Here is a 21699-nt window from a genome sequence, read left to right as displayed (position 1 = left end):
TAATAAAATTATAAATTATTTACTGGTTTTCTTTACGTTCGTTTCCTTTTTCAATTGCTTCCCATAATCCATTTAGATATACCGCACCTAATGCTCGATCATATAAGCCATATCCTGGTCTTCCTGTCTCATTCCAAATCATTCTGCCATGATCAGGGCGGATGTATCCGTCAAATCCGTTGTCATACATTGTTTTTAGTATACGGTACATGTCTAACGAACCGTATTCTGATTTATGCGGTGCCTCATAGAAATCTCGATTATCTAAAAACTTGATATTTCGAACGTGAGCAAATGGGATCCGGTCTCTTTGGCAAAATTCTGCTAAAATTTCATACACATCATTTTCTGGATCTTCTGCAATACTTCCTGTACAAAGAGTGATTCCGTTAGAAGGACTGTCTACTACTCGGCACAACCAATCTAGGTCTTCTCGATTCTTTACGATTCGAGGTAATCCAAAAATCGAGTACGGCGGGTCATCTGGGTGTACAGCCATTTTGACCCCTACCTCTTCACATGTCGGGATGATTGATTGAAGAAAATAAGCAAAATTTTCTCGAAGTTTTTCTTCGTCTATTGATGCATACGCTTCAAGCAAAGATTTGATATGAGCTAAGCGTTCAGGTTCCCACCCCGGCAACTCGAATTCATTGCTGGACTGTTCGATGCGTTCGACGATTTCTTTTGGATCAGCTGGAATATCAGCGGATATAAAAGCTAACGTAGATGAGCCATCTTCTAAGCGGTAATCAAGATCAGATTTGACCCAATCAAATACAGGCATAAAATTATAGCAGATGACTTCTATTCCATATTCTGCCAAGTTTCGAATCGTCTGCTTATAGTTTTCGATATACTGCTCACGGGATGGTAAACCAATTTTAATGGCATCATGCACATTGACGCTTTCGATAACCTTTAGTGTCAATCCACGAGACTCAATTTCTTCTTTTAATTCTTTGATCCGTTCCCTAGGCCACACTTCTCCTACTGGTATGTCCATCAATGTGCCTACAATACCTTTGACTGCAGGTATTTGTCTGATTTCATCTAAAGCAATCTTTTCCTCTTGTGAACCGTACCATCTAAAAGTCATTTCCATTATAAAGTTCCTCCATGTTCTTGTAAGTAATTCTGTAATGTTTTTCGTACGGCATTGGGTCCTGCCAACATTTTGATGAACATTCCTTCTATTTTTCTGCCAATCTCAGCTTGATAAAGATCTACACCAAAAATTTCTTTATTTGACAAAATAGGAACAATTTTCTCTTGGATATGTGAGGTATCTTGCGTACCCAATTGAATATCAGAAAGCCTGTGCTGAAGTTCCACCAGCAAAGGATCTGGACTCGGTGTGAATGGTTTTCCTTGATCATCAAGGCCAATAAGGTATCGAAGCCAAGCAGCGAGAATCAATGGGATGAACACAAGAGTCTGCGGGTCCTTATTTTCTATTTCCATATATTTTTTAATCGTCTCACCGTAACGAATCGCCACCTTTTGAGAGGTATCCGTGGCGATTCGCTGAGGCATGTCAGGAATATTTGGATTAGAAAATCGCACAGTGACTACTTCTTCAAGAAAGGTCTTTGGATCAATGATTCCAGGCGATTCTACGACTGGAAGACCTTCATTGTACCCGATTTCAGAAACTAACAGTGACAAATCTGGATCTTTCATCTCTTCAGCTATACTCCTATAACCCAGTAAACAACCCATAATAGCTAAAGCCGTATGCAAAGGATTAAGACAAGTCGTCACTTTCATCGTATCTGCTTTATCTACCGTTGCACGATCAGTCAAGAACACTCCAGCTTTTTCGAATCTCGGACGTCCGTTTGGAAAATGATCTTCCATGATTAAATAATGGATATCTTCTGTATTGACGAATGGCGCAATATTGGTTCCCTTTGCGGTTTGCAAGATCGATATATTTAAAAAACCTTCTTCTGCCAACATTCTGCTAACTGATATGGAAGGATTCGGAGTGATACGATCAATCATTGTCCATGGAAACGCAACGATTTCTTCATTCGATAAGTATTGGATAAATGTTTCTGGTACATAACCTTCCTTTTGCCATTCTTTTGCAATCGTTAGCAACGAAGTACGTAATTGACTGCCGTTTTGTGAAAAATTATCTGTAGAGACAAGTGCAATCGGCCAAGCTCCCGATAAAAACCGTCTATAAAGTAGTGCAGCAAGAATATTCATCGTATGTGATGGCTTTTTCGGACCATTTTTTATATCAACTGCAATCGGTCCTATATATTTATTACTTGTATCTTTCAATCGATAACCTTTTTCAGTAATAGCAAAAGTAACTAATTGTAAACTCGGATTTTCAAAGTGACCAATCATCTTAGCAAAGTGTTCCGAACAATCTGGATGACAATACAGACTGTCAGCTGTCGCAGCTAATACACGTTTGATAAATTTTCCACTGCTTGGCATGACCACTTCAAGAATCAAATCATCAAAAACTCGGTAAGCCTTTTCAATTATTTCTTCATCGAATGTTTCACAAACAATGACACCAGTGGGCAATTCGCCTTGATCCGCTAAACATTGAGCGATTTCTGCATGAAATCCTCGATAAAGATTTCCGCCACCAAAATGGATCCAGACAGGATTTCTTTGTCCAGTTTCTCTTAATGATGCACGGTCAAAATGAGGTATTTCTACTTCTTTTTGAGATAATTCAGGAATAAAGTTCTCCCAGTTGTTTAAATCAATCATTTTTCCCCTCCTAAACTAACATATCAGTTTTTGTCTTCAAATGAATTTTATGCAATAAAAACCGCTATGTCAATCAAAATTTTACTATTTGTACAAATCTACGAGTTAAAGTGACATATCAGATTGTTTTTCAGATCTCTTCTGTTATACTACGTTCATAGAAATGATTTTGGAGGTATAAAAATGAAAAGTAGCTTGCAATCTCAAGCTTACCAAGCGATTCGTAAACAAATCATCTATGCGGACCTAGAACCTGGAAGAAAAATATCTGAAAAAGCGCTGGAGGAACATCTTTCTATCGGCCGGACCCCCATTCGCGAAGCATTGATTCAACTACGTCAGCAAGAACTCGTGTACACAGTTCCTCAAAGTGGTACGTATGTTTCAAGAATCAATCTCTATTCTGCAGAAAATGCTCGATTTGTTCGAGAACAATTAGAACAGCAAATCATGATTGAATGCTGTTCCAAATTGGACCATCAAACACGAATAGTGTTAGAAACGATTTTAAAAGAACAAGAAAAAGCAGCCCAAATAAAGGATGAACGTGCGTTTTTTCGTGCAGATAATTTATTTCATGAAGCTTGTTTCGAAATTGCCGGCAGAAAAGAAGTTTGGAACTGGTTAGATGACCACAATACCCATTTAGAACGTTTTCGTTGGTTAAGAGTGACTATACAAGGGCTTCCATGGGAAACGATCATGGAACAACATGAAGATTTATTCAGAGCATTAGTCGATAAAAAACCAGAAGAAGCTCGTTTTCAAACGGGATTGCACTTGCACATGATGCTGAAAGAACAAGAAACTGTCACTCAACGTTATCCTGAGTATTTCAAGTAGTTGTATTTTCTTATGCCTCTTCCATTTTATAATTAACCAGCGTTTTTGAGTAATCTTTATTAAATAACAAAATATTCATTGACTTTCTAACTCCAACTAAATTACAATCATTATAAATAAATAATTATTATTGGAGGTTTTACTATGTCATTGATTGGGAAAAAATCGAAGAATTTAACGCTCAAGCTTATCATCAAGGAGAATTTTTAGAAATTAGCGAGAAAGACCTTATGGGGAATTGGAGCATCCTATGTTTCTACCCAGCAGATTTCACTTTTGTTTGCCCCACTGAACTAGAAGACTTACAAGAACAATACAGCACCTTGAAATCTTTGGGTGTTGAAGTCTTTTCTTGCTCTACAGATACCCATTTTACTCACAAAGCATGGCATGATACATCAGATGCTATCGGTAAAATCGAATACACGATGATTGGCGATCCTTCGCATCGGATTTCTCGTATTTTTGATGTGTTGGATGAAGAACAAGGATTAGCTCAACGAGGAACATTTATTATTGATCCAGACGGCATCGTTCAAGCTATGGAAATCAATGCAGATGGAATTGGCCGTGATGCTAGTGCACTGATTGATAAGATACGGGCTGCTCAATATGTACGTACCCACCCAGGTGAAGTTTGTCCGGCAAAATGGAAAGAAAGTGGCGAAACATTGAAACCAAGTTTTGATCTTGTTGGAAAAATTTAGGTGGTCGACATGTTAGATAAAGAAACTAAACAAAACCTCGAACAATATTTAGCACTGATTGAATCTCCTATTGTTTTTTCTGTTAGTTTGGATACTAGTGAAAATAGTCAAAAATTAGCAGAATTTACGAAGGAAATATCAGAAATGTCTCCTAAAATCTCTTGGGAAAAAAAGAGTTGATGCGGACACCTAGTTTTTCTATCAGCCCTCTTGGCAAAGAAAGTGGAATTATTTTTGCTGGTATCCCCCTCGGTCATGAATTTGCTTCTTTTTTACTAGCACTGTTACAAATTAGTGGACGGGCACCAAAAATCAGTGAGTCTTTGAGTCTCAAAATCAAACAAATCAAACAAAAGCTGCATTTTGACAGTTATGTTAGCTTGACTTGTCACAATTGCCCGGACGTTGTACAGGCATTGAATATATTAGCTGTATTAAATCCAAATATTACTCATACGATGATTGAAGGCGGTATGTTCCAAAAAGAAATTGATGATAAACAAATCATGGCAGTGCCAACAGTGTTTTTAAATGGTGAAGAATTTAGTAGCGGACGCATGACGATCGAACAAATCGTTGAAAAAATCACTGGTCCTTTGGTTGAAGAAGAATTATTTGAAAAAAAACCTTATGATGTATTAGTGGTCGGTGGCGGACCAGCAGCTAGTAGTGCAGCTATCTATGCAGCACGTAAAGGAATCCGCACAGGGATTGTTGCTGACTCCTTCGGTGGACAAGTCGTTGAAACACTGGGAATTGAAAACATGATTGGTACCCCTTACACAGAAGGGCCAAAATTAATGCAGCAAGTAGAAAATCATGTGCGTAGTTACCCTATCGATATTATGATCAATCAAGAGGCTGTTTCCTTAAATAAAGAGCAAGATTTTATCAATATCGGCTTGGCTAACGGTATATCACTTCAAGCAAAAACTGCAATTATTGCGACAGGTGCGCACTGGCGTTCTATCAATGTACCGGGCGAAAAAGAGTTTAAAAATAAAGGAATTGCTTATTGTCCACACTGTGACGGTCCTCTATTTAAAGGAAAAGAGATTGCTGTTATCGGCGGTGGTAATTCTGGTGTTGAAGCAGCAATTGATTTGGCTGGGTTAGCAAAACATGTATATGTTCTAGAATTCTTACCAGAATTAAAAGCAGATCAAATCTTACAGGATAAACTAGTCTCTCTTGCGAATGTCACTGTTATCAAACATGCAGCGACGAAAGAAATCAGCGGTACGAATCAGGTAGAATCTCTCTCCTATATCGATCGCCGTACGATGGAGATGCATACACTAGCTGTTTCAGGAGTATTCATTCTAGTCGGCTTACTCCCTAATACGGATTGGCTAGATGGAACGATCGAAATGAATCCAAGAAATGAAATAGTGACCGAGAAAAATGGCGCAACGAATATCCCCGGCGTTTTCGCAGCTGGTGATTGTACAGATAGTCCATACAAACAAATCATCGTTTCAATGGGTTCAGGAGCTACTGCAGCTTTAGGAGCATTCGATTATCTGATGCGCACTTGAACTATAAAGATTGTACAAAAGACAGATAGGGGTTGTGAGCCTGCCGTTCAGCTCCGAGTCACAAGGAACAATTTCAATAAACAGTTTCTCATGTTTGTTGAATATTGTGACTTGTGGCTGAGGAGTAGGCATGAGAACACCGTTTATTCGAAAAAAAGGATTGTGATAAGAATTTTGTCACAATCCTTCTTGTCTTTTTTTTGAATAATCACTTTTTCTTCTCTTTTTCTTATATACTATAAGTAGTAAATAGTTTGAGAGAAGAAAGGTGACTGATTATGGCGCAAAATCGTATTTTTAAGACAAGTTTTGCAAGCGTTTATCCTATGTATGTAGCAAAAGCAGAGAGAAAAGATCGTACAAAAGAGGAAGTAGATGAAATCATTTGCTGGCTGACAGGTTATTCCCAAACAGAACTAGAAGAGCAACTACAAAAACAAGTGACTTTCGAACAATTTTTTGCGGAAGCCCCTGCCCCCAATCCTTCTCGTTCTTTGATTACAGGTGTTGTTTGTGGTGTGCGAGTAGAAAACATCGAGGATAACTTGATGAAAGAAATTCGTTATTTAGATAAAATGATCGATGAGCTAGCAAAAGGCAAAAAAATGGAAAAGATCCTCAGAAAATGATCTTTCTTAAGAAGCTCTTCTCCTTCACTCATTTTGTAACGTTTGATTTGGTAAAATGACTAGTTCACGTTAAAATAAGTCAAAGGAGGTTTTCTTATATGTTTGAGACGATTAAACAAAATATTCAAAAATATGCCTTATTAAGAGCTGCTGTTTATATTATTTCTGGGATTGCGATTGTGCTAAACCCTTCTGCTGTTTTTCATTTTATCGGTTATCTGATCACTGCCTATCTTGTTTTGCTTGGGGTGTTGAATCTTTTTGAGGCTTACCGTTTTAAAAGGAAAACAGGTTCTTGGAGTATCGGTCTGTTTAGTGGTCTTTTTTTCCTGATCTGTGCGCTGATCGTTTATGCTTTTGCACCTGCAATCGTTTCTATCCTGCCGATTCTTCTTGGATTAGCTGTTATCATCAACAGCTTGTTCCAGTTGTTCTTCAGCATGAATACAAAAGCTAAAAGTTGGAGTGTTTATAGTATTCTGTTGTTGATTGGCGGATTCGTCTTATTGTTTAATCCATTCAAAAGCTTGATGGTTCTATTTCAAATATTCGGTTTCATCTTGATTTTCATGGGCATCCAGGAAATCATCAATTTTATCAGAGTAAGAAAAATGACTATACGTTAATCGTTTTTAGTTATTAAAATAGACTGTTTAAAAACCAACAAACCAAAAAATACTTTTGGATTGTTGGTTTTTTTATGAGTATATTTTCCTATTTTTTCAATAATATATGTTATGCTAAGTTCGGGCTATATTTTATAAAAAGGAATGATGAGAATGGAATTTATTGGTATTTTATGCCTGATATTGATTTCAACAACGATTGGCTCACATATCTCTAGGAGATTAGGTATTCCAGCAGTAATCGGACAATTACTTGTTGGTGTTTTGCTAGGACAAGCTGGATTGAATTGGGTCAAACCGGATATTCTAGTCCATGACTTCTCGGAGATTGGTGTAATCTTATTGATGTTTTTAGCTGGTCTGGAAAGTGATTTATCTCTTTTGAAAAAATATTTCCGACCAGGCATGTTCGTTGCTTTACTCGGAATCATCTTCCCTGTTGTTTTTGGTTGGCTAACAGGCGAAGCATTCCAAGTTTCGGGAAATGAAGCGATTTTCTTTGGGATTATTCTTGCAGCAACTTCTGTCAGTATTTCAGTTGAAGTATTAAAGGAACTAAACGTGGTGAATACGAAAGAAGGCTCAACTATTTTAGGTGCTTCTGTTGTAGATGACATTTTAGTCGTTTTAGTCCTAAGTTTCAGTCTATCTTTTCTCACTGGAGAAGCTTCTAGCAATGCTTCTTTACCGCTTGTTTTGATTGAACAGCTCGTTTACTTTGTTTTTATTTTCTTATTAGTCAAATGGATTGCACCCTTCTTGCTTTCATTTGCAGAAAAAGTGTACGCAAATTCTTCTATTATCATCGTATCGCTAGTTATTTGTTTAGGTATGTCTTACGTAGCGGATCTTGTAGGTCTTAGTTCTGTCATTGGTGCCTTTTTTGCTGGGATAGCAGTCAGTCAGACAAAGGTCAAAGAAGAAGTATACCACAATGTTGAAGCTTTAGGATATGCAGTATTTATACCAGTATTTTTTGTCAGTGTAGGATTAGAAGTTGATTTTTCTGACTTTGGTGAGCAGCTTCTCTTTATTTCTATATTGACGCTTGTAGCAATTTTGACCAAATTGCTTGGAGGGTATTTTGGTGCTCAGATTGCCGGTTTTTCTCAACATAGTTCATTGATGGTCGGTGCTGGTATGATTTCGCGTGGAGAAATGGCTTTGATCATTTTGCAAATTGGACAGCAAAGTCAATTGATCGAACCACAGTACTATTCACCTTTAGTAATCGTGATTTTATTAAGTACACTTATTTCTCCACTTGTTCTGAAATATTTTACAAAAAAAGTTTATGAAGTGTGAGTGACCCAGAAAGTGGTCGTGAACCTGTCGTTTATTCGAAAAAAGGACTGTGACGATACCGTCACAGTCCTTTTACTATAGTTATGAAGTCGTTCTTTATTGATAATTTTGGTTGAGGTATTGTAATAGTTCGGGTGCTCGTTTAGTTGCTGAATCATCATCTTCTTTATTTTCCAACATGCTAACCATCATATATCCTTGGTTATCAGGGTTGAAAGCAAACAAGAAACTGTTCTCTTTCCCTTTTTCATCCTGTTTTTCTTTGATTTCCGCTGTACCAGTTTTCGCTGCCAATGGAATCCCTAAAGCAGAAAGAGAATGTGCTGTACCATTTACATCTTGCACAACTTCTCTCAGATCTGGCACGATCGTTTGTACTGCTGTTTCGCCGATGACATTCTTCTTATCTTTTGTCTCTTTATCTGCAATCAATTTAGGATAGACAAGTGTGCCATTGTTGGCAAAAACAGAATACATTGCTGCTTGCTGGATAGGATTAATTAGAAGTTCGCCTTGTCCATATCCAGTATCAGCTAGCAAGATATCTGAATTAAAGCTCTCTTCATTAGAAATTTGTGCTGGATTCATACTGATTGGCAAATCAAGGTCTTCACCAAAAATGAATTTATCCAAACCTGCACGGAAATTCTTCTCCCCCATTTTCAACGTTTCTTGTGCCATATATATATTATCGGAATAAATCAAAGCAGTTTTTAAGTCTACTTGTGACACATCACTAACACGAGTTACTTGATACGATCCCCAAGAACTATCTTTTTGCCATTTAAGCCCGTTGATCGTCAACACTTCATTTGGATCGATAGTGCCGTTGTCGAGACCGATTGCTGCTGTGATCATTTTAAACGTAGAGCCAGGAGCATAACCTGTCGCAAATCGGCTGATGAATGGTTGTTCAGGATTTTCTTCATAAGCTTTGTAGTCTTCTTGTGAGATCCCGTTTGTCATTTTGTTTGGATCATAGCTTGGAGAGCTAGCAAGCGCAAGAAGATCACCGGTTTTTGGCGTTGTCGCAACAGTCGATCCAGCTTTTCCTCCTAGACTGTCGAAAGCTGTTTTTTGTGCCTTTGCATCGATTGTCAATTTGATATCTTTTCCGTTTTGGACTTCATGCTCGATCAGAACCTTTTTCTCGACACCTTCTGTATCTGTGATGCTTAATTTTCCACCTGTAGTCCCACGAAGATCCTTATCAAAAGCCATTTCCAAACCAGATCGTCCGATTTTTCCATTACTGCTTAATTCTGGATTTTTATCAATATCTTCTGCTGTGATATCTCCCACGTAACCAATCAGTTGAGCAGCTGCTTCACCCAAAGGATAATATCTGCCGTCTACTTCTTGGATGGTAGCTCCAGCTGGAAGTTCTGGCGTTGCTCCATCAATGATTTTCAATGGGACAAAGTAATCGGGTTGTACCCAGCTTTGTGAAATAGCCTGATTGATAGCATCTTCTGTTAAGTCGAATGCAGAAGCAATGGCTTTGATATTGGCTGTTTTTTCGTCCCCATCCCCAAGTTTGCTTGGAACGACTCCTAATTGTTTTAGTTTGCCGGTTGTTGCTAATGGTTCCCCATTTCGATCTAAAATGTTCCCTCTTGTTGCTTCTTGCGTGGTCAGACTTACTTTGTCATTTCCTTCCATTTCTGGAAAAACCAAGTTAGGCTGCCAGTTGATCGTGGTTTTTCCATCATTTCTGTCTAATGTTCCTTTATAAGAAAGATCTTTCAATTCACCTAATGAGGTATTCATCTTTGCTTTATATGAAAAGCTATAAGTAGAATCATCTTTTTTATCTACTTTTAGATTTGATATCTCAAGTCCTTTGACATCGGCAGCACCGTATATATTTTGGTATTTTTCTAAGATCTCTTTTTCAGATAATGCACTTTTATTTGCTGCCTTTTTCGATGCCATTCCTGCAGCTTTGTTATAATCTCCTTTGTTTAAAGCTTGGACAAATTGCTCAACCGTCTTTTCTCCAGCTTCTACTGCTTGGGTTTCTTGGTAGTGCCGGTAGTAAAAATAACCGCCACTTGCAGCTACTATTAAAATCACTGCGCCGGCAATATAAGCGCCTGTTCGATTTTTGCCGTGCTTGTCACTTCTTTTCATTTTTTCCTCCTTCTTTTGCTTGTTATTCCTTTATTTTCACTATTTATACCTGTTTATTCTAACATAATAAAAGAAGTCAGAACATAACATAAATTGTTATTTCTAACTTCTTTTCTTTTATTTTCTTTACTTAATTATTCAGAAATTTTTTGATTGCTTCTTGGTTTTTGGTCAAATCTAATTTCAGAACACTTCCGGAAGGCGTATTGTCGTTGAAGTCCCAACTGCCGTCTACTGGTACGGATAATGTATCGATCTTTTTATTATCGTCTTTGAGGAAATCCATACCGCAATCCAGTAGCACACTCTCAGGAAGGTTCGTTTGGATACTGCCAAGTAGTTTTCCCACCGCTTTCGGTAATTTAAATATCGAAGTGACGTCTTTCAGCTGCTGAGAGATAGCTTTAATCACTTGTTGCTGTCTTCTAATCCTCCCAAAGTCCCCTTCTTCGTCTTCACGGAATCGAGCATACTGCAGTAACGTATTGCCATCCATTACTTGCTTCCCTTTTTTTATATATACGCCATCTAAATCTAAAGATTTTTCTGCATCAATCTTTACTCCATCAGGAAACAGTTCATTGACGCAATCGATAAAATCTTGAAATGTGATACTTGCATAATACGGGGCTTCAAATTTGAAATTTTCCTTTAATGTTTGGTTCAATAAATCAACTCCTCCGTAAGAGTACGCTGCATTGATTTTATCCATTCCGTAACCTGGTATATCGACATATGAGTCTCTCATGATAGAGATTAGTTTTGCTTGTTGTGTTTTCTGGTCGTATTGTGCAACCATAAGTGAATCTGAGCGACCATTTTCGTCTTTCGAACGGGCATCCGAACCAATCAAAGCCACGTTTAGTGTGGTAGGGACACTTTTCGGATCTACCTTTTTTACAGTTGAGGTCTGTTTTGCAGACGAAAATCCATGGACAAATTCAATCGAAAAAAAGCCGACTACTAGTGTAAGCAGTAACAAAACAGATAATATGATTTTTTGAAATACTTTCATTGCGAATTCCTCTTTCTAAAAAGAATCTCTCGCTTGAAAAATAAAAGATAGTCCTTTATGATAATTCAAACTGAGAGATTCTCAGTTTCTCTTTATTGTTTTTCAGGTCGATAGAGCGGCAACTCTTCGGCCTGTATATTCGAAGAAATATTCAACGTGATCCCGATCCCTAAAGAAAGGATCAGATAACTTGTTCCTCCATAACTAACAAATGGTAATGGCACGCCAGTCATTGGCATAAGCCCTGCGATACTTCCCACATTCATTATCGTCTGAACGAATAGCAAAGTTCCGAATCCTAAAAGAAACAATCCAGCTTGCTGATTTTTACAACGACTGCTTAAACAAAAGATTCTCATGCATAATGAGAATAATAAGAAAAGTACACACAATGCACCAATTAGCCCAAGCTCTTCTGTAATGATCGAAAAAATAAAATCTGTTTCTGTCTCTGGAAGATATCCCTTTTTTGTGATACTGTTTCCTAATCCTCTCCCCCATATGCCACCATTGTATAGTGCATAAAACGAATGAGTCATTTGATAGCCCGCACCATGACTATCTATGAAAGGATCTCTTAAAGTTGCAATCCTTTCATAAGCATGATTGAACATCTGGGGAAGCCAGCCTTTGTTTCCTAAATATAATACTCCGCCGGCTGCTCCAATCAATAAGGCAGAAAAAGTAACAATCAGATAGATTCCTTTTTTAAATGGAACTGCTGCTGCCCAAAAAATGACCCACGCAATCGAAAGAATCATCAATGCTCCAGCAATCTTTGGCTGGAATAAAATCAACAAAGTTATGCTTACTGTAATCAGGAAAGGTTTTTTTAGATTTTTTGGCGGATTATTTCCGTCACGAAAAAACCAGCTTAGATAAAAAATCAGAAAAAGATTTGCTAATTCTGAAGGCTGGAATTGAATGCCAAACAGAGAAATCCAACGTTGTGCGCCATTGACAGTGACACCGAATATTCCTACTCGTACTAAGATCAAAAAGAAAATCGATAAAGCTAAACCATATCCTGCTATTTTAGGGTGAAGTAAATAGTGCAGTTTGATTGAACGAGCTAAGAAGATTACGCCCCAACTCAAAAATATGAAAATCAGTTGGCGCAATAATAGACTTTTTGTATTTTCATCTGCTTGCAATAAACGATAAGAACTAGCACTGTATACTTCTAAAAGACCGATCATGGACAAAGTCAAATAAGGACCCAAAATCCACCAATCGATCTTTTTTCTTTTTTTCACCGCATCTCCTCCTCCCACAGTAATCCACTTGTCAGGTAAGGAGCGAGTTTGTCTCTTCAAATAAGTCAGTCTTGAAACTATAAAGAAAAGGCCAGAAACCTTTTCGAACAAGAATTCTGACCTAGCATCATCTCATCGTCCGAGTTTTAGCACTATACAACGTAAAGAAAACATTCTTAGCTATTGGAAAAAGCCTTAATCCGACAGTTTCTGTTTTACCCATTGGCGACTTTCGACGTTTCTGGGCAATAGCCTATGTTTGTATAGGAGCCTCACCTAACAAGGTTATTACTATATTCTATTTACGAGTCCATGATAGACTTTTCCTAATGAATAGGCAATGAAATTTGAAATGAAATAGTGAAATTTAACAATCTTTAATATTTTTTAGGAAAAAATAACAAATAACGTAAAAGAATCCCAGCGCAGTTTCGTTCAATTGTGCTAGGATTCCTTGATAATCTTTTTATTTTTAGTGTTTTTTTATATGATTTTCACTTTTCGGAATAAATGTTTATTTGTTTAAGTAATTGAATAACCCGCTAATCGTGTGGTCTGTTAATCCTATTTCTTTGCCGTCTAAAGTAACTTTGGTGACGACAAAATGATCTTGTAATGGCGGAACTTCTAAATACTGCCCTTGCAGAAAATCATTCACTGTCTCGTATTCTTTTCCCATTTCTTTTGAATCTGCTGATGGTTTATAACTTATTTTTAACATAACTATTACTCCTTCTTATTGGGGACGTACGATCGTGAAAATTTCTCCTATTGCTGCATAATCATTTCCTGCCAAACGGCTTATAGCATTCAATTCTCTTGGATCGATTCTTCCCGTCTTTTCATCATAAACTGTTTCATTCAAATGATATTTCTGTACTTCTAGCAAAAATAAATCAGCTGTTACTTTATTTTTATTCCGTATCTCGACATGTTCATATAAGGTTGTCTCAAAACGAACTTTTGCTTCTGTCAATGCTGGTACTGAAATGATTGCTGAATCCGTTAAAGTCAATTCAGTCAAGTGTAGTTCGCTTTCCTCATTAGGCAGATTAGCAGCTGTTTTATTTGCTTCTTCTACGTTGTCCTCATCAAGGATATGGATGACCGCTTCTCTTGTCTCAAGAATGTTTTTTGCTGTGTCTTTTACTGTATCTTGTTTTCTCTGGATCGCCAAGGATAAGATAGGTGGATTCGAACTGACAATATTAAAGTAACTGAAGGGTGCGATATTCACTATATCATTTACGGATTTAGTCGTTACTACTGCAACCGGCCTAGGGATAACTGAACCAATCAGCAACTTGTAATTTTCACGTTCTGTCAATTCTGAAGGACTTCGTTCAAACATGGTCTCGCCTTCTTTCTATAAAATACGCTAAAAAGCAGATCTGCGAAGACAAAAGGAAAAGCAACACTTTCCTCTTCTTCTTAGAATCTGCTTTAAACTATCTATTAATTTTTCTTTTTTGTCAAGAATCTGTGCCGTACGTGTTTTTTAGTTCTTTGCTTTATTCGCGGCTTCGACATATCTTTTAGTGATGAATTGTGGACGGGTGATGATAGATCCAATCACGACTGAAAAAGCACCTAATTCATAGGCTTTCTCTACGTGTTCTGGAGAGTCAGTATGGCCTTCCATGACTACTGGTATATTGACTTGTTCTATGATCTGATTCAACAAATCAAAATCAGGCTCCTGTGTTTTTCGAGAATATTCTGTATATCCTGCTAATGTCGTAGACAAAAGATCAAAACCATCTTCTTGCGCTTGAAGCGCTTCCTCAAAAGTCGAAATATCTGCCATGGCTAATCGACCGTGATCGTGGATCATTTGGACAAGCTCAGCTGTTGTTTTTTCTGTCGGACGTTTACGAGAAGTTGCATCCAGTGCAATGATCTCAGCTTGCGTCTCCAAAAGTTCTTTCACTTCTTTTTCTGTCGCAGTAATAAATACTTCTGACCCATCGTAATCTCTTTTGATAATCCCTATTACCGGCAAATCAACGATTCGCTTGATTTCATTGATATCTTCTGTTGTATTTGCGCGAATACCAACTGCTCCGCCTTCTTTTGCAGCCAAAGCCATTCTCCCCATGATAAAAGAACTGTGTAATGGCTCATTTTCCAAAGCTTGACAAGAAACGACAACCCCACCTTTTATTTTTTCCAGTACATCCACACTATCTCCTCCAATAACGTTCTCTAGAAATACATCTTCTTATAAAAATGTAACCCTTTTCTATCTAAGAGTCAATAAAGTAGCTATCCTTTTTCTTTTAGCAAGCCTTTCTTGCTAAAAGAAAATTACTTCAAACTCTTCATATACGATTAGCTTCTCTTCTGTAAATGCCATGTTCAGTGCTTCTTTGTAGACATGCTTGAAAAAGTCAGTATGGACTTTCCGCCAATAGGCTAACGTTCGATCTCCTTCTCCTTCTTTCCAAGCATGTTCTTCCGTGATTTCACTAAAAGGCAAGATAGTCACATTTATATTTTTGATGATACAAACTGGTTCATTTTTTCCATTCAGAACCACATCTAACTGGCCCACTTTTGGTAAAGGTTCCTTCTCTTTTTTATATAGATCATATCCACTTGATGTACCGGTTTTTATTTTTTTTACAACTAACCCACTCAATTCATCTGCCATTTCTTCTGTATTCCCAAATGAAAAAAAGCTTAGTTCTTCTGATTGATATCTAGGATATTTTTCTTGAAACTTTTTGAAATATTCTTCTACTTTTTGATACATAATAGCATCTACTCCTTTGTTTCGTATAATAAAAACCATCCAGATACTAGTATAAACGATTATCTGGATGGAAAATACGATGGATTATTGAATATTTAAGACACGTAGACTATCCTCAACGATTTGGCTTGGTGTCAAATGATAACGTTCATAAAGTTTAACTGTTGGAACACTATCTGTGAATTCTTTCTTTGCACCGAAATTCAGCACATGCATTGAAGAATCACCATAATAACGACTGATTTTTTCACCAAATCCGCCTGATAAACTACCATCTTCTAATGTGATGACTAATTCATGGGCTTCTTTTAATTTATCTAATGTTTCTACATCATTTTCTGTGATTGTTCCTGGATTGATCAATGTTGCTTCTATTCCTTTTTCTCTAAAAGCTTCCACTGTTTCTTTTCCTAGTCCAAGAAAACCACCTAAAGCTAAAATTGCCACTTTTTCGCCTTTATTCACTGTCTGATAGGCTGGAATACTGTAATCATTTGCGATAGCTTTACCATGTTCCACACCGTGAATAGGGATTCGAATAGCTACAGGCTGTGCTGTTTGCTCAAAAGCCCAATCTAGCATAGAGATCATATCTTCTTTTGTTGCTGGAGCAAGATATTTGATATTCGGGATACTTGATAAATAAGGAATGTCAAACGTTCCTTGGTGTGTTCGATCACTAGCAGAGATCGTTCCGCCACCAACTAAAATGATGACTGGATTCTCGTTGATTGCTAAATCATGTGATAATTGATCATATGCCCGTTGCAGGAAAGTACTTGATTGGAAGACGACTGGACGTACTCCCTGAGAAGCCAAAGCAGAAGCAAACGTAATGGAATGCTGCTCGGCGATCCCCACATCAAAATAATGATCTGGATGTTTTTCTTGGAATGTTTTCAGTCCAAAGGCGCCTGGTATTGCTGCATTGACAGCGGCAATAGGTGCTGTACTTGTTTGCACTTTTTTATCCAGATAATCCATGATGATCGTATTGAATGTTTCTCCAGAAGCTGCCTGTTTTGCTTCTCCTGTAGACAGATCAAATGGGACGTGCCAATGATATTTCATTTTATTATCGATCGCTGGCTGATAACCGCGGCCTTTTTCCGTATGTACGTGAAGTACGATTGGATGATCAATATCTTTTACTTCTTCAAATAAACGGATCACCGTTTCTAGGTCGTTTCCATCATCCACATAGCGATAATCAAATCCCATAGCTTTAAATAGGTTATTACTGCTTTCACCGTGAGTTTGACGAAGCTCTGCTAAGTTCTGATATAAGCTACCGTGGTTCTCATCAATAGACATCTCATTATCGTTTACTAATACGATTAAATTGGTCTGTAAAGCGCCGCCGTTGTTCAGCCCTTCAAAAGCTAAGCCGCCACTTAGTGAGCCATCTCCAATAAATGCTACCACATTTCCTGATTCTTTCTTCAAATCTCTGGATTTAGCCAACCCAGTAGCTAAGCTGATAGATGTAGATGTGTGACCCACTGTAAAATAATCATGTTCACTTTCGTGTTGATTGGAATACCCGCTTACTTCATGGTAATGTCCTTTTTCAAAGCCATTTTTCCGACCAGTTAGCAGCTTATGACCATAAGATTGATGGGAAACATCCCATACGATTTTATCCTTAGGTGAATCAAATACATAATGAAAAGCGATCGTTAATTCGACTACACCTAGATTCGGACCAACGTGCCCACCTACATCGCTGTCCTTTTGCAAGATCTTTTGGCGCATTTCTTCTGCCAGCTGTTTCATTTCCTCAACAGATAACTTTTTGACATCTGCTGGACTATTGATTGTATCCAATACATGTAATGCTGTACTCATTATACATTCTCTCCTCCGTACTATCTTCTTTTTAGTTGAAAATAGATTTGTAACACTTTATCTATTCTACTCCTTAGAGTTGACTCTAAGTCAATAGTATTTTTAAAAAAATTCAGAGAAAGTTTGTTATATAAGTAGTTCTTCGCACAAAACAGATCACAAATAAAAAAACTTCTACAGTCTTTTAAAAAGCTCTGTAGAAAGTTGATTTTTGTCTTGCTTTAAGATTTCCTCAAGAAATATGTTTTTTTAATAAATGAAGCTCTTGAGCAATACGATACAAAAGGATGTTTGCGCCTTTTAACGAGATAGGATAGACCTTTGTTTTTTCCGTTTCCAAACCAGTTTGATAGCTAGCAGCATCGCATAAAACCACTCGTTTTTTTGAACACAAACATTCATCAGGTAATTCTTCTAAAGAACGAAATAGAATGGGGTTTATTTCAGCCATATCTTCTTCAGCATACAAATGAAATTGAGTTCGATAAAAAAATTGTTTGACTGAACTTTCTGAAACAACAAATATTTCTATCTCTTGCTGTATCATCTGTTCTCTGGTAATCAAAGAAAGACTCTTAACAAATTTTCGGATGAAATTATCATTCCATCTTAGATGAATTTGGTTTTTCTTTTTCCAATCGTCTAGCACTTCTACTATTTTTCTGTATAGAAGCTGTTCTTTTTCTGACAGTAGATAGATTCGTTCCGGTAAAAATACTTGACCGTCTGCCCACAACGTACGGACAAATTGTAAAAAGGATTGCTTAAAAATAAAATTGTCTGCATCGTCGATTTCAGCAACTGGGAGAATCTGTAAAATCAATTCATTGAGTGACAGGTCATTGAGAACAAAATTTTTATACACAACTTCGAAATCTTTTCTTAACAGCTCCATGTTCTCATTGGTATAATTTCTGCTATTGAACAAAGAGAAAATATAATAGATATCTTCTTCCTGTAAGTGTAACATCCCTTTTTGCTCTTCCAATCCTTGACAGACTAATTGAAATAATGGCTTCGTCTCCGCACTTTTCTTATCTTCTTCTTTCAGTTCAAGGGGAAACGTCTTTCTTCCAATTGCAATCTCTATTCCCCGTATGATAAAGGACTTTTCATCTTCCGAATATCTCCTTTTAAAAAAATGAGTCTCTACATAATCGATCAGCTCGTTACAAGCTTCTTCTACATGTGGATTTTTACTCTCATATCCTTCCCAATTGATATAACGTACTAAAGCTAGCAGAATATTCCGCGAATCAAATTCTGGAATAATGATTTCTTTATTTTTCAAATAATCATTTTCTTTGAAAAAATCCAAGACGCTCTTTTTGATCGTATATACTTTGCTCAAAGAAATAAATTCAAGATCAGCCAGTTCTGTACTCGTGAATATGCCCTTGAAATAATAACTTAAAAACTTTAAAAAATAAGATTGACCATACAAAAATTGCGTAAGCTCAGAAAGAGCGATCCCACGTTTAAATATAAGTTTGTACTTATGCTTCTCTCTTATTTTTTCTTTTATGCAATATTCCAAACACTCGGCTAGACTTTCTAGATCATGAAGGATCGTCGGTGTGGTCACCCCTAGTGAAATAGCTGTTTGTTCGATATCTATTTCTTGGAATTCAAATAATTGTTCGCATAGATACACTTTCCTAAATATATTTCGCTCAATGTATTTTTCCAGCATTCCTGATACACGCCTCCAGTTTTTCTTATAGTTTTATTTAAACATATCCACGAATCGCTTTTTTATTTACTTTTTGTTTAGAAAACCCCTTTCAAAAACCAATAAAAAAGAAGCCGGAACAAAAGTCGATCAAGCTTACAATCCCAGCTATCGTTTAGATAACTTGGCATCGCTTGGACTTTTACCCCAGCCACTTTCAAGAAAGGTTATTCGAAGATATCAGCATCTAGTTCTTTGACTACGTCCTTCAGTAATTGGATGCCAGCTGCACTGTTACCGAATGGATCTAATGCTGGACTGAAGACGCCTATACCGTAACGATTTGGCACAGCTGCCATCAAGCCGCCACCTACCCCGCTTTTGGCAGGTACACCAACATGGACGGAAAACTCGCCTGATTCATCATACAAACCGGCAGTTGTCATAATCGATTTGACGATCGTTGCACTTTCTTCAGTAATGAGCCGGTTGCCATTCCAAGGAGCGATCCCTTTATTTGCCAATACAGCAGCTAATTTTGCTATACCTGTAGCGGTGACATTGACGGAACATTGTCTGAAATAGGCATCGAGTATCTCTGGAACGTCTCCTTCGATCATTTGATTGCCTTTCATGTAATAAGCAAGAGAGCGATTGATATCACCTGTTCTTGATTCAGAATGATAGATTTCTTCATTCAATGTGATATCAGGATCATCACAGATTTCTTTCATAAATGATATGATCCGTTCAAATTTTTCATCTGCATCTTTTCCCGCAATCAAAGAGGTTGTTGCAATCGCTCCTGCATTAACAAAAGGGTTCATCGGATGTTTGCGATGATTGATCTCCATATTCATGATAGAATTGAAAGCAAATCCGGTGGGTTCTGTGTTGATTGTTTGAAAGACTTTTTCAATTCCGTTATCTTTGATTGCTAATAACAATACGGGAACTTTTGACATGCTTTCGATGGCAAAACGTACATCGGCATCTCCTCCCTCGATCAGTTGTTTTGTATCAAGATCATAAATCGCCATACCTAATTGTTTTGGATCCACTTCAGCTAATGCTGGAATGTAGTCTGCCACTTGTCCCGTTTGATAGTAGTGGAAATTTTTTCCAATCAATTGTTCTAATTCTTTTCCTTCCATTTGAATAACCAGCTTTCATTTTTTATTTTTCTGCATGCTGGAATTTATGACGGCATGCATAGATCGTAAATGGAATAACTAAGACGATAAGATAAGAAACGATCAGAATCGTTTCATAAATCCCATGCTGTCCAGCTGCGATACTTGCAGGTGGAACAAATGAGATACAAAAAGCAAAAAGTGAAGTCAAAAGACCTAAACAAGCAACGATTACTTTTACAACTTTTCCGCCTGGAACCTGATAGGCTCTTTCAAGACTTTCATCTTTAAATACTAACTTCAAATAGCCCGCGAAAAACATAAAGTACAACATTAGGTAAATCACAACAGTCAATGACATTGCTGCAAGAAACGAAAGATTATTCCCCCCGCCACTTAATGTAAAGACGGCTGCCCAGATTGTCGCAACAATCCCATTTGCAATCATCAAATGCGCAGGAACACCATGTGCATTTTCTTTCGCAAAATATTCAGGAAGTAATCCTTCTTCTGCCGCTACGTGAAGTGCTTTTGAAGGAGAAGTTACCCAAGAAGCTATTTCTCCGATGACACCTAAACAAACAAGGATCGCAAGGATTTTCGCAACCCATGCAAGACTTGGATCAATGTGTCTTAATAAAAATTCTAACGATTGGATCACTCCTGTATTAAGAGACAAACCCTGTTGAGGGACTGTAGTAGCCACAGTCAATCCGCCAAAAGTGTCTAAAATGATGGCCAGAATGACCAATACAAACATTGCTAATGGATAATCCTTTTTAGGGTTTTCCATTTCATTTGCATGACTAGCAGATGTTTCTACTCCCATATACGCTAAAATAAAGGAAACAAAAACAACCAGCGTAGGTAATTTTGAAAAATCAGGAATCAATGTTTTCATAGAAAGTGTCGTTTGTAGTGGAGCACCTGAAGAGACATAGTGGATCCCTAAGCCAAATAAGACTAATGCAGGCAATAAGATCCCAGCTACAAAACCGATTCGAGCAATTAAAGAAGTGTATTTGGTTCCTTTTAGCTGAGAGAGCAAAATAGCCCAGAAAATAATCAATAAGATGGCCAATTTCAGAAATTTATTGTTTTGTATAGCGTCGATTCCCGTTGCATAGGATAATGCACCAGTTAAGAAATACAGCATAGTCAAGTAACCAACAGTTATCTCAAACCATTGGAAAAAGATAGCGGCAAATCCAAATCGTTTTCCCAATGTCCGACTGACCCAAGTATAGACACCGCCTTTTTCCCAGCCTTTCACCGTTGCCATCTCTGCTGCACACAATGCCACAGGGATAAACCATAGCAAACCGCCTAATAACAAGAAAAATACTAAACTGAAGCCAGAGGTCGCAAATGTGGGATATTCATATAGTGAAACGACCATTGAGATCGTCATGGCTAAAAAGCCGAAGAACGTTAATTTTTTTGCAGGAATTTTCGTTTTGCTTTGTTGCATGAATCTTCCTCTTTTCTATTTGATTT

17 protein-coding genes, 2 pseudogenes and 1 riboswitch are annotated in these 21699 nt (G+C 37.5%); of the genes and pseudogenes, 6 read left to right on the top strand and 13 right to left on the bottom strand.

All coding sequences use genetic code 11. The features are described 5' to 3' along the window. Positions 1 to 19 precede the first annotated feature (19 nt). Positions 20 to 1105, bottom strand: a complete 1086-nt coding sequence (gene uxuA / locus OZZ83_RS01145) for a mannonate dehydratase (RefSeq protein ID WP_002309202.1) — start codon at positions 1103 to 1105, stop codon at positions 20 to 22. Beyond that, a complete protein-coding gene (locus OZZ83_RS01140; RefSeq protein WP_002345940.1) occupies positions 1105 to 2742 on the bottom strand; it encodes a mannitol dehydrogenase family protein in 1638 nt (545 codons plus the stop codon). Before OZZ83_RS01140 ends, uxuA begins: the two co-directional genes overlap by 1 nt. 183 nt (positions 2743 to 2925) lie before the next feature. Here OZZ83_RS01140 and OZZ83_RS01135 point away from each other — a divergent pair, with 183 nt between their 5' ends. The 6 genes and pseudogenes from OZZ83_RS01135 (at position 2926) to OZZ83_RS01110 (ending at position 8390) form a co-directional block, all read left to right on the top strand. Continuing rightward, positions 2926 to 3585, top strand: a complete 660-nt coding sequence (locus tag OZZ83_RS01135) for a GntR family transcriptional regulator (RefSeq protein WP_002316279.1) — start codon at positions 2926 to 2928, stop codon at positions 3583 to 3585. A 144-nt stretch (positions 3586 to 3729) separates the two neighbouring features. Continuing rightward, positions 3730 to 4292: pseudogene (gene ahpC / locus OZZ83_RS01130) on the top strand (alkyl hydroperoxide reductase subunit C). A 9-nt stretch (positions 4293 to 4301) separates the two neighbouring features. Then, positions 4302 to 5830: pseudogene (gene ahpF / locus OZZ83_RS01125) on the top strand (alkyl hydroperoxide reductase subunit F). A gap of 278 nt (positions 5831 to 6108) precedes the next feature. Then, complete coding sequence (locus OZZ83_RS01120) at positions 6109 to 6459, top strand: DUF2200 domain-containing protein (RefSeq protein WP_002309193.1); 351 nt, start codon at positions 6109 to 6111, stop codon at positions 6457 to 6459. A 98-nt stretch (positions 6460 to 6557) separates the two neighbouring features. Next, the gene (locus tag OZZ83_RS01115) at positions 6558 to 7085 is read left to right on the top strand and encodes an HdeD family acid-resistance protein (RefSeq protein WP_002306663.1); all 528 of its coding nucleotides are present in this window, start codon (positions 6558 to 6560) and stop codon (positions 7083 to 7085) included. A gap of 153 nt (positions 7086 to 7238) precedes the next feature. Next, positions 7239 to 8390: a cation:proton antiporter gene (locus OZZ83_RS01110; RefSeq protein WP_002319954.1), complete on the top strand. Its 1152-nt coding sequence runs from the start codon at positions 7239 to 7241 to the stop codon at positions 8388 to 8390. 96 nt (positions 8391 to 8486) lie between these two features. Here OZZ83_RS01110 and pbp4 read toward each other — a convergent pair whose 3' ends face one another. The 11 genes from pbp4 to OZZ83_RS01055 all read right to left on the bottom strand — a co-directional run bounded on the left by pbp4 (position 8487) and on the right by OZZ83_RS01055 (position 21673). Continuing rightward, positions 8487 to 10523: a penicillin-binding protein PBP4(5) gene (pbp4, locus tag OZZ83_RS01105; RefSeq protein ID WP_325065998.1), complete on the bottom strand. Its 2037-nt coding sequence runs from the start codon at positions 10521 to 10523 to the stop codon at positions 8487 to 8489. 130 nt (positions 10524 to 10653) lie between these two features. Beyond that, complete coding sequence (locus tag OZZ83_RS01100) at positions 10654 to 11538, bottom strand: LCP family protein (protein ID WP_325065997.1); 885 nt, start codon at positions 11536 to 11538, stop codon at positions 10654 to 10656. A gap of 92 nt (positions 11539 to 11630) precedes the next feature. Continuing rightward, on the bottom strand, positions 11631 to 12794 hold the full coding sequence (locus tag OZZ83_RS01095; RefSeq protein ID WP_002345119.1) for an FtsW/RodA/SpoVE family cell cycle protein: 1164 nt from the start codon (positions 12792 to 12794) through the stop codon (positions 11631 to 11633). 124 nt (positions 12795 to 12918) lie between these two features. Continuing rightward, a riboswitch (M-box (ykoK) riboswitch) is annotated at positions 12919 to 13085 on the bottom strand. Between the two features lie 223 nt (positions 13086 to 13308). Beyond that, positions 13309 to 13515 carry a hypothetical protein gene (locus OZZ83_RS01090; protein ID WP_002309183.1) on the bottom strand — a complete coding sequence of 69 codons (207 nt, stop codon included), beginning with the start codon at positions 13513 to 13515 and terminating at the stop codon, positions 13309 to 13311. A gap of 15 nt (positions 13516 to 13530) precedes the next feature. Continuing rightward, positions 13531 to 14145 carry a flavin reductase family protein gene (locus OZZ83_RS01085; protein WP_278023300.1) on the bottom strand — a complete coding sequence of 205 codons (615 nt, stop codon included), beginning with the start codon at positions 14143 to 14145 and terminating at the stop codon, positions 13531 to 13533. 147 nt (positions 14146 to 14292) lie between these two features. Further along, entirely contained in the window at positions 14293 to 14976 is a 684-nt protein-coding gene (locus OZZ83_RS01080; protein WP_002316285.1) for an N-acetylmannosamine-6-phosphate 2-epimerase, read from the bottom strand. A 114-nt stretch (positions 14977 to 15090) separates the two neighbouring features. Next, positions 15091 to 15549, bottom strand: coding sequence for an ASCH domain-containing protein (locus OZZ83_RS01075; protein WP_002309182.1), 459 nt, complete (start codon positions 15547 to 15549; stop codon positions 15091 to 15093). A gap of 84 nt (positions 15550 to 15633) precedes the next feature. Beyond that, positions 15634 to 17397 (bottom strand): 1-deoxy-D-xylulose-5-phosphate synthase, encoded by a 1764-nt coding sequence (locus OZZ83_RS01070; protein WP_002309181.1) that lies wholly within the window; start codon positions 17395 to 17397, stop codon positions 15634 to 15636. Between the two features lie 232 nt (positions 17398 to 17629). Next, positions 17630 to 19090, bottom strand: a complete 1461-nt coding sequence (locus tag OZZ83_RS01065; RefSeq protein ID WP_002316287.1) for a hypothetical protein — start codon at positions 19088 to 19090, stop codon at positions 17630 to 17632. A gap of 206 nt (positions 19091 to 19296) precedes the next feature. Beyond that, on the bottom strand, positions 19297 to 20223 hold the full coding sequence (gene glsA / locus OZZ83_RS01060; RefSeq protein ID WP_002309179.1) for a glutaminase A: 927 nt from the start codon (positions 20221 to 20223) through the stop codon (positions 19297 to 19299). Between the two features lie 22 nt (positions 20224 to 20245). Further along, positions 20246 to 21673, bottom strand: coding sequence for an amino acid permease (locus OZZ83_RS01055; protein WP_002306647.1), 1428 nt, complete (start codon positions 21671 to 21673; stop codon positions 20246 to 20248). Positions 21674 to 21699: the final 26 nt, after the last annotated feature.

This window comes from Enterococcus sp. E5-162, assembly GCF_035725965.1.
Taxonomy (GTDB): Bacteria; Bacillota; Bacilli; order Lactobacillales; family Enterococcaceae; genus Enterococcus_B; species Enterococcus_B lactis.
Note: the sequence above shows the minus strand (reverse complement) of the source record. Positions and strands in the feature narration are given on the sequence as shown.